Here is a 10061-nt window from a genome sequence, read left to right on the forward strand (position 1 = left end):
AACATGCCCGGCGACTTGATGCAAACAAAGCGGCAGGAGACAAGCATGCTGGTGCAGACAACCCCCTCGGGCCCGCGGGCCGAGCGCATGGACGAAGTCGTCAAGCTGGTGCGCGCCAAGACCAGCGCCGACCAGCGCGAGACGCTGTCGGATTTCGTGCAGCGCTACTTCGGCCAGGTCGACCCGCAGGAGCTGGCCGAGCGCCAGGTGGCCGACCTGTACGGCGCGGCGGTGTCGCACTGGAGCTTTGCCCGCAAGCGCGAGGTCGGCCGCGCGCGGGTGCGGGTGTTCAACCCGACGATTGCCGAGCACGGCTGGCAGTCGACCCACACCGTCATCGAGATCGTCAACGACGACATGCCCTTCCTCGTCGACTCCGTGACGATGGAGGTCAACCGCCATGGCCTCACGCTGCACCTGATCATCCACCCGGACGGCGACGGCACGCTGCAAGGGCTGGCGGCCGACGGCCTGCGTGAATCCTTCATCCATGTCGAGGTGGACCGCATTCCCGAGCCGGCCCGGCTCGAAGCTCTCGCAGCCGACGTGAGCCGCGTGCTCGACGACGTGCGCTCGGCCGTGGCGGGCTGGCGCGCCATGCGCCAGCGCATGCAGGACATCGTCGATGAGCTGGAGCAGCAGGCGCCGCCCCTGCCGGCCGACGAGTTGGCCGAGGGCCTGGACTTCCTGCGCTGGCTGGGCGACAACCATTTCACCTTCCTGGGCTACCGCCGCCACGGCCTGGCCAGCATCGACGGGCAGGACGTGCTGACCGTCGTACCTGATTCGAGCCTGGGCATCCTGCACGACGTGGCCTCGCTGGATGCGGTGGCCGCCTTTGCCGCCCTGCCACCCGAGGTGCGCGCACAGGTGCGCCGGCCCGAGCTGCTGGTGGTGACGAAATCGACCGCGCGCTCCACCGTGCACCGGCCGGGCTACCTGGACTATGTGGCCGTCAAGCGCTTCGGCCCCGACGGCACGGTCGTCGGTGAGGACCGCTTCCTGGGCCTGTTCACCTCCACCGCCTACAGCGCCAACCCGGCCGACATCCCGCTGCTGCGGCGCAAGGTGGCCGACGTGGTCGCGCGCGCCGGCTTCACGCCAGGCGGCCATGCCGGCAAGGCCCTGATCAACATCCTCGAGACCTATCCGCGTGACGAGCTGTTCCAGACCAGCAACGACGACCTGCTGCAGACGGCGGTGGGGATCCTGCACCTGGGCGAGCGCCAGCGCTTCCGCCTGTTCGTGCGGCGCGACCCGTTCCAGCGCTTTCTGTCCTGCCTGATCTACGCGCCGCGCGAGCACTACACGACCGAGTTGCGCCAGAAGTGGCAGGCCATCCTGCTGCAGGCCTTCAACGGCAGCGGCTCGGAGTTCAACGTGCACCTGTCGGAATCGGTGCTGGCGCGCATCCAGATGACGATACGCACCCAGCCGGGCCAGATCCCCGCCTTCGATGTGCGTGAGCTGGAAGCGCGCCTGGCCTCGGCCGCGCGGCGCTGGGACGACGACCTGAAGACGGCGCTGGTTGAGGCGACCGGCGAGGCCCGCGGCATCCAGCTGCTGCGCCAGTTCGGCAGCGCCTTCCCCGCCTCGTACCGGGAAGAGTTCGAGGCCCGCGCGGCGGTGCCCGACGTCGAGCTGATGACCCGGCTCACTGATGCCGAACCGCTGGGCATGAACCTGTACCGCCCGCTCGAGGCGCCGCCCGGTCATCTGCGCTTCAAGCTGCTGCGCCGGGGTGAGCCGCTGACGTTGTCGAACAGCCTGCCGATGCTGGAACACATGGGCATGAAGGTGCTCGACGAGCACCCCTACCGCATCGCGCCGCTGGACTCGGCGCCGATCTGGATCCACGACTTCGGGCTGATGGGCAGCGCCGACGCCGAGGTGGAAGTGGCCGCGCTGCACCATGTGTTCGAGAACGCCTTCGCCGCCGTGCTGCGTGGCGAGGTGGAGGACGACGACTTCAACCGCCTCGTCGTGGCGGCACGCCTGACGGCCGAACAGATCGTCGTGCTGCGCGCCTATGCCAAGTACATGCGGCAGATCGGCTTTGCACTGTCGCAGTCCTTCATCGAGGCCACGCTGGCCGCGCACGCGCCAATCGCCGCCCAGCTCGCCCGGCTCTTCGAGCTGCGCTTCGACCCGGCCGGTGGCGCCAATGCCGAAGCCCAGGCCGCGGAGCAGGTCAAGGCCATCACGGCCGCGCTGGAACAGGTCGAGAACCTGTCGGAGGATCGCGTGCTGCGCCAATACCTGGCGCTGATGCTCGCCACGACGCGCACGAACTTCTGGCGCCGCGATGCGGCAGGCCAGCGGCGCAGCTTCCTGTCGTTCAAGTTCGATTCGTCCAAGGTGCCGGGCCTGCCCGCTCCGAAGCCGATGTTCGAGATCTTTGTCTACTCGCCCCGCTTCGAAGGCGTGCACTTGCGCGGTGGCCGGGTGGCGCGCGGCGGCCTGCGCTGGTCGGACCGGCCGGAGGATTTCCGCACCGAGGTGCTGGGCCTGGTGAAGGCGCAGATGGTGAAGAACACCGTCATCGTGCCGGTGGGGTCCAAGGGCGGCTTCGTGCTGAAGAAGGCGCCGCCGTCCAGCGACCGCGAGGCCTTCATGAAGGAGGGCGTGGCCTGCTACCAGAACTACCTGCGCGGCCTGCTGGACATCACCGACAACCGCGTGGGCGACAAGATCGTGCCGCCGCCGCAGGTGCGCCGCTATGACCAGGACGACCCCTATCTGGTCGTCGCCGCCGACAAGGGCACCGCGACCTTCTCGGACTACGCCAACGGCATCAGCAAGGAGTACGGCTTCTGGCTCGGGGACGCCTTCGCTTCCGGTGGCTCGGTCGGCTACGACCACAAGGCCATGGGCATCACGGCACGCGGCGCCTGGGAGTCCGTCAAGCGGCACTTCCGCGAGATGGGCGTCGATACGCAGACCACCGGCTTCACGGTGGCCGGCGTGGGCGACATGTCGGGTGACGTGTTTGGCAACGGCATGCTGCTGTCGCGCCACATCCGCCTGCTGGCGGCCTTCGACCACCGCCATATCTTCCTGGACCCGACCCCCGATGCGGAAAGCTCGTTTGTCGAGCGCGAGCGCATGTTCAAGCTGCCGCGCTCATCCTGGGCCGACTACAACGCCAGCCTGATCTCGGCGGGCGGCGGCGTGCATGCGCGCAGCGCCAAGTCCATCCCGATCACGTCCGAGGTGAAGCAGGCGCTGGGCATCACCGCCGACACGATGACGCCAACCGAGCTGGTCAATGCCATCCTGAAGGCGCCGGTCGACCTCATCTACAACGGCGGCATCGGCACCTATGTGAAGGCCTCGACCGAGACCCACGCCCAGGTCGGCGACCGCGCGAACGACGCACTGCGCGTCAACGGCGGCGAGTTGCGCTGCAAGGTGTTTGCCGAGGGCGGGAACCTCGGGTGCACGCAGCGCGGGCGCATCGAGTACGCGCTCGCCGGCGGGCGCATCAACACCGATGCCATCGACAACTCGGCGGGTGTCGACACGTCCGACCACGAAGTCAACATCAAGATCCTGCTCGGCCTGGCCGTCAGCGAGGGCGAGCTGACCGAGAAGCAACGCAACACGCTGCTGCCGCAGATGACCGACGACGTCGCCGCGCTGGTGCTGCGCGACAACGTCTTCCAGACCCAGGTGCTCTCGGTCACTGGGCATATGGCGCCGCAGCTGATGGACGCACAGGCGCGCTTCATGCAGTACCTGGAGAAGGCCGAGCGGCTGGACCGCGCGATCGAATACCTGCCGTCCAACGAGGAGATCGCCGACCGGCGCGGCAAGGGCCTGGGGCTGACCAACCCCGAGCGCGCCGTGCTGCTGGCCTACAGCAAGATCTGGCTCTATGACGAGCTGCTCGGCTCCACGCTGCCCGACGACCCCTGGGTGTCGACGGCGCTGGGGCGTTACTTCCCGGCGCTGCTGCAGGACAAGTTCAGCGGCTATATGCAACGCCACCCGCTCAAGCGCGAGATCATCGCCACGCACGTCACCAACAGCATGGTCAACCGGGTCGGCAGCACCTTCGTGCACCGCCTGCTGGAGACCACCGGCGCGCGCGCCTTCGAGATCGTGCGCGCCTACCTGCTGAGCCGCGAGATCTTTGGCATGGTGAGCCTGTGGCAGGGCATCGAGGCGCTGGACAACAAGGTGGCCGACGAGCTGCAGTCGCGCATGCTGATCGACACCAGCCGCCAGCTTGAGCGCGGCACCAAGTGGTTCCTGCGCTCCAACCGCCTGGTGGACGACATGGGCGCCACCATCGAGCACTTCACGTCCAACGTCACCAAGCTCGCCGCGCGCCTGCCGCAGCTGCTGGATGCCGACGAGCGTGCGCGCGTCGACGCTGCGGCAGCCAGCTACATCGCCGGCGGCGTGCCGCGCGAACTGGCCGAGCGCGTGGTCACCTTCGGCACGCTGTACGCGACGCTGGACATCGCCGAGATCGCCGGCAGCGCCCGTTGGCCGGTGGAGCTGGTGGCGGCCATCTACTTCGACCTTGCGAACCGCCTGGGCATGCCGTGGCTGCGCGACAAGATCACCGCCCTGCCCGGCGACCAGCACTGGCAGATGCTCGCCAAGGGCGCCATGCTCGACGATCTGTGGGGCCTGCAGCGCTCCATCACCGGCGCGGTGCTGGCCGGCGGCGGCAACCACGATTCGCCCGACGCCCTGGTCGAGGCCTGGCAGGCCAGCAACGGCCGCACCATCGAACGCGCGGAGCAGTTGCTGGGTGAGCTGCGCGCGGTGCCGGCGCCGGACGCGGCGATGCTGTCGGTCGCGTTGCGGGAGTTGCGTGGCTTGACCTAGGCATCGCGTTTGCCGTGGCTGGTCGACATGGCTGCAGGAGATCCCGATGAGCCCTCCCTATTCCAGTGACGAACCACCCCGCGCCGAGGTCGACGCCATGGCTGGCAGCACCGTGCTCGAATTCGGCGCCAACTGGTGCGGCATCTGCCAGGCCGCGCAGCGAACCATCGGCGACGCGCTGACGGCACATGCCGGCGCACCGCTGCGCCACCTGAAGATCGAGGACGGCCCCGGGCGGCCACTGGGCCGCTCGTTCCGCATCAAGCTGTGGCCGACGCTGGTGATGCTGCAGGACGGGCGGGAGGTCGCGCGTGTCGTGCGGCCCGGCGGCACACGCGAGATCGCCGAGGCGCTGGCAGGGCTTGGCGGCAGCCGGAACGGCTAGAAAATCACCTTGACCGAGTCCGCGCTGCGCTCTGCCACGCCATGGAAGACCGCCTCGATGTTGTTGCCGTCGGGGTCGACGACGAAGGCGGCGTAGTAGCCCGGGTGATAGGGCCGCTCGCCCGGCGCACCGTTGTCCTTGCCGCCAGCCGCCAACGCGGCCTTGTGGAAGGCATCGACGGCGGCTTTGCCCTTGGCCTGGAAAGCCAGGTGCACGCGCCCGGTCAGGTCGCCTTGCGCGGCTTTGCTGTCGGCGGTCGAAACGAAGAGTTCATCCGCCCAGAAGAAGCTGTCGCCGGTGCCACCGATGGGAATCTCCAGCACCTTGAAGACCGCCTCGTAGAAACGCTGGCTGGCCGCCAGGTCGCGCACGACGAGTTGGATGTGATCGACCAGCCGGCCGCGGTGCAGTTCCTGGGTTTCCATGGGCGTTCCAGTGCCGGGTGAGTGGAAGAGCCATGTTAGGAGCCGGCTCCCGCCAAGAGTGTTTCAACAGGATTCAGGCCCGGTCGAGCCGACCCGTCCGTCCCACAAATCCGCAGTTCATCCGCGCGCGCCGGCGATTCATCGCCTGCCGCTCGCGGCGGGGGGCGCGTCTGCAGACACTGCAATCACTGACACAGCCAACCCCACCGGAGCCCACCATGAACACCGCCGCCAAGACCTTCGTCATCGCCATCGCCTCTGTGGCCGCCGCTGCCGCCATGGGCGTGGGCCTGGCCAACCACACCGCGACGCCGGCGACCGAGATCGTGAAGCTGGAGCGCGTGGTTGTGGTCGGCAAGCGTGCCGATGCGATGGTGGTCGCCAAGCTGCCGCGCGTCGTCGTCGAAGGGCATCGCAGCGCGCCGGCCGAAACGGCGGTAGCCGCAGCCCAGACGGCCGTCTGGCTTGTCTGAAACCCGCGCTGCTGTCAGTCACCCACCCGCCGCTGGCGGGTTTCTTTTTTTCGGTCTGCAGGCTCGATGTCGAAGTGCAGGACGTCTTCCCGGACGCCCAACTTGCTGTAAAGCGCAATCGCCGGGTCATCGCCGTGATCTGCCTGCACAAAGATGGCGTAGAAACCTCGAGCCGCGGCGAGCCGCTGCAGCTCTCGGATCATGGCTGTCGCGATGCCCTGCCGCCGATGGTGCTCGGACACCGCCAGGTCGTAGATGTAGAACTCCGAGCGCTGCTGCTCGAACTTGGGCAGCACGTAGCCTGCCAGTCCGCCCACCACATCGTCTCCATCCAGCGCGCAGATCGCGATGAAGGTCTGGCTGCTCAGCAGTTGGCTGAGATAACCGTCTTCCGGTTGCCACCTTGAGTAGGTCGACACGTCGTCAAAAGCTTGCCCGAGGAGATCAAGCATGCGGCGCATCAAGGGCAAGTCGTCTGCGCAGAGAACTCGGATGACCATGGTGCTGGACGTTGGTAGATGTGGCCGCGTCATTCTGCGCCTTGCAAATAATGGAACCGATTCCATTCATCAACCCGGGAAAATACTGAAAGTGTCCAGCCCCCAAGGACGCTCCCCACGCATTGTTGACAGGATCTCCGCCCGTCTTGGATACTTGATTGGAACCGGTTCCAATCTATAAACGGAGACAAGACGTGGCAAAACGATGGTTCGTGGGAGGCGCCGCCTCGCGCCTGGGCAGTTCCGCGCGTGACGCTTTACTGGGCGGCGTGATGGGCGCGGCGCTGCTGGCCGGTTGTGGCGGCGGTGGAGGCTCCGGCAGCAACGCAACCGTTCCATCACCCAGTACACCTCCTGTCACCAGCGAAGGCCTCACCCTGCTGAAAACCGACGGCACCCAGTGGGTCAACGCCAGCGGCAAGCAGGTCTTGCTCAAGGGCACCAACCTCGGCAACTGGCTGGTGCAGGAGTTCTGGATGATGGGCCAGGGCGGCAATGGCGTGACCGACCAATGCACCCTCGAAGCCAAGCTGACCGAGCGCTTTGGCTATGACGAGAAGGAGCGCCTGATCAAGCTCTTTCGCGACAGCTGGATGACCACACGCGATTGGGACCAGCTGCAAGCCTTCGGCTTCAACATCGTCCGCCTGCCCATCCTGTGGAGCGTGATCGAAGACGAGAAGAAGCCCAAGACCCTTCGCGCGGATGCCTGGAAGTACCTGGACTGGAGCATCGCCGAGGCCAAGAAGCGCGGCATCTACGTGATCCTCGATCTGCACGGCGCTCCCGGCGGCCAGACGCCCAACGACCACACGGGTTGCGCCGGCCAGAACAAATACTGGACGGACGCGCAAGCGCAGGAGCGCACCAAGTGGCTGTGGCAGCAGATCGCGACCAGGTACAAGGACGAGCCTGTGGTTGCGGCCTACGACCCCCTCAACGAGCCCTGGGGCTCCACCGCCGAAGCCATGGTGGCGCGCGTCGAGGAGCTGTACAAAACCATCCGCGCCATCGATGACAAGCACATCGTGCTGCTGCCCAGCCACTACGGCAGCATCGACGGCTATGGCAACCCGACCGCCAAGGGCTTCACCAACGTCGCCTTCGAGATCCACCCCTACCCCGGCCTGTTTGGTGACAGGCCTGGCGATTCGCCCTACGCGATCCACCGCGACTGGCTGCGCTGCGGGTCGGCGGGCACCGCCGGTGTCTGCGCCTACAACAAGCAGGTCAGCGACCTGAAGATCCCTCTGCTCGTGGGTGAGTTTCAACCCTGGCAGGGTGCGGGCCTGGACCTGGGCGGCCAGATCGGCCGTGCCACCTACGACACCTATGCCAGCTACGGCTGGGCGTCCACCTCCTGGGCCTACAAACTGGTCAGCCCGGCGGGCGGCTCAGGCAAAGGCACCTGGGGCATGGTCACCAACGCCGTCAACAGCAACTTCGACACCGGCGTGGGCCTGGTGGCCAAGGCCAGCACCTGGGATTGCGCGGGCTGGGATTCCGGCTTCAGCAATGCCTGCACGGTGAAGGCAGCAACCATCAAGGTGGGCGGCACCGGCTCCAAGACCTATTACTTCGTCATCAAGAGCGGGGCTTCGGGCGGCAGCAATCCCGATGTGAGCTTCGACAAGATCAGCATCACCAACACCGCCACCAATGCAGAGGTCATCACCAACGGCGGCTTCGGCTCCGCGAACGGCTGGACTGCGCTGACCATCAGTGGCAAGTTGAACCTGGACTTCAACTACTCGGCCGCAGGCAAGAATCCGACGGGCAGCGAGGGGACCGTACTGCGCGTGACCCGCCCGGACGGCATCACCGGCGAAATCAATGGCGGCATCTACCAGGCCATCACCCTCGAAGGCGGCCAGACCTACGCATTGAACGGCGTATTCAAGGACAACGGCAGTGCCAACACCTGGGCCGAGATGTATTTGCTCGACAAGGAGCCGGCGCAGGGCAAGGACGTCATCGACATGAACGGCAAGGTGGATTTCAACGTCGCCACCGTGGCTGAAATCGAAACCCTGTTCAAGAGCTACGCCACCCAGGCGTATGAGGTTCATTCCGGCCTGGCCCAGTGGATGGTGAGCGCCACAGCACCGGAGGTCTTCCAACTGCCGGCGCGCCCTGCCAACCTGAAACTGGCCGAAGGCGGCGACGGCAACGGGCTCAGCTGGGATGCGAGCAGCGATGCCAAGGTCACGGGCTACAGCGTCTATCGCGCGACCGGCGCCAGTGGCAACTACAGCAAACTCGCCGAGAAGGTCACCACCAACAAATACACGGACAACACTGCCGTCAGTGGCACGACCTATTTCTACGTCGTGACCTCACTCACCGCGGCCAATGAGAGCTATTACAGCGACGCCACCAGCACCACCATTCAGTCGGTCCCTGTCCCTGCGACCCTGCAGGCCGAAGCCTTCGCGGCCATGAGCGGCGTCCAGCTCGAAAGCTGCAGCGACACCGGCGGCGGCCAGGACGTGGGCTACTTCGATCCTGACGACTACATCGAGTTCAAGATCAACGTCGCCACCGCCGGCAACTTCACCATCGACTATCGCCTGGCAAGCGCCAATGGCAGCACCGGTTTTGAAGTCTGGATCGATGGCGCCAAAGCTGTCGATGTCATGGCCGTTCCCAACACCGGCGGCTGGCAGACCTGGGCCACCCAGACCAGCACCCCCTTCGCCATGGCGGCCGGCAACCACACCCTGCGCCTGAAATCCATCGGCAAGGAGTGGAATCTGAACTGGCTGAAGGTGAACGCGCAGTAGGGTGCTGAAGAGTGGGTAGCGGTCACGGGTTGCCTTTGCCTTGGCCGTTCATGACTCGTGTGCAGTGCCGCGGGAATCCGCCCCGCGAGGGCGGGTAACTTTTGGCGAAGCCTTCGGCTTTCTCTGACGCGCCAGAGAAAAGTCACCAAAAGAGGAGCGCTCAATGCAATCCGCACTCGAGCGGGATGAGGCGCTCGCGTTGCTCGAATCGGAGCACACCTCGAAGCGATCCGCTGCGCTCTCGCTGCTGTCCTTATGACGAGCGCCATGCATCGCGCCTTCACGCCGCTTAACGTCGGCTGCACGCCGAACTCACCAGGGAATACCGCGTCGCCCGAGCGACGCTGAATTGGGACCTCTCGTGAGCACGGCGTGCAGCCGCGCGTCGGACGGCCCGCCGGTGCGGTGGGGCGGGCTGGTGACAAGTCAGACGCGAGAGCGCAGCGGCTCGCTTTTTGTCGCCACGCCAGTGAACGTTTTCGCGCGACGCTCCTGGCGGAGTCGCGATGGTGTGCGGTTCGGCGCCTCTTCTTTGGTGACTTTCTTCTGGCGCCGTGTATAGACCGGAGACATGGGTAACACCCGTGCCAGGACATGGGTAACACCTTCTCAAGTGTCCAACGTCGGCTCGCGCAGGTCGAACTGCGTGAACC

At 66.2% G+C, this 10061-nt stretch carries 6 protein-coding genes; 4 read left to right on the forward strand and 2 right to left on the reverse strand.

Features of this window, described 5'->3' with window-relative positions; genetic code table 11:
• The first annotated feature begins 45 nt into the window (after positions 1-45).
• Both ASC91_RS04870 and ASC91_RS04875 read left to right on the forward strand, forming a co-directional pair.
• A complete protein-coding gene (locus ASC91_RS04870) occupies positions 46-4842 on the forward strand; it encodes an NAD-glutamate dehydrogenase (protein ID WP_200955218.1) in 4797 nt (1598 codons plus the stop codon).
• Positions 4843-4888: 46 nt separating this feature from the next.
• On the forward strand, positions 4889-5227 hold the full coding sequence (locus tag ASC91_RS04875) for a thioredoxin family protein (protein WP_056193102.1): 339 nt from the start codon (positions 4889-4891) through the stop codon (positions 5225-5227).
• Here ASC91_RS04875 and ASC91_RS04880 read toward each other — a convergent pair.
• The gene (locus tag ASC91_RS04880) at positions 5224-5652 is read right to left on the reverse strand and encodes a VOC family protein (RefSeq protein ID WP_056193105.1); all 429 of its coding nucleotides are present in this window, start codon (positions 5650-5652) and stop codon (positions 5224-5226) included. The genes ASC91_RS04875 and ASC91_RS04880 overlap by 4 nt on opposite strands.
• A 218-nt stretch (positions 5653-5870) precedes the next feature.
• On the opposite strand from ASC91_RS04880, the gene ASC91_RS04885 reads away from it, so the two are divergent.
• Positions 5871-6125: a hypothetical protein gene (locus tag ASC91_RS04885; protein WP_056193108.1), complete on the forward strand. Its 255-nt coding sequence runs from the start codon at positions 5871-5873 to the stop codon at positions 6123-6125.
• 14 nt (positions 6126-6139) lie between these two features.
• Here the strand turns inward: ASC91_RS04885 and ASC91_RS04890 are convergent, their stop codons facing one another.
• Complete coding sequence (locus tag ASC91_RS04890) at positions 6140-6625, reverse strand: AAC(3)-I family aminoglycoside N-acetyltransferase (RefSeq protein WP_157281161.1); 486 nt, start codon at positions 6623-6625, stop codon at positions 6140-6142.
• A 194-nt stretch (positions 6626-6819) separates the two neighbouring features.
• On the opposite strand from ASC91_RS04890, the gene ASC91_RS04895 reads away from it, so the two are divergent.
• Entirely contained in the window at positions 6820-9408 is a 2589-nt protein-coding gene (locus tag ASC91_RS04895; protein ID WP_200955219.1) for a cellulase family glycosylhydrolase, read from the forward strand.
• The last annotated feature ends 653 nt before the right edge of the window (positions 9409-10061 follow it).

Origin of the sequence: Pelomonas sp. Root1237 (assembly GCF_001425055.1) — a bacterium.
Classification (GTDB): Bacteria; Pseudomonadota; Gammaproteobacteria; order Burkholderiales; family Burkholderiaceae_C; genus Pelomonas.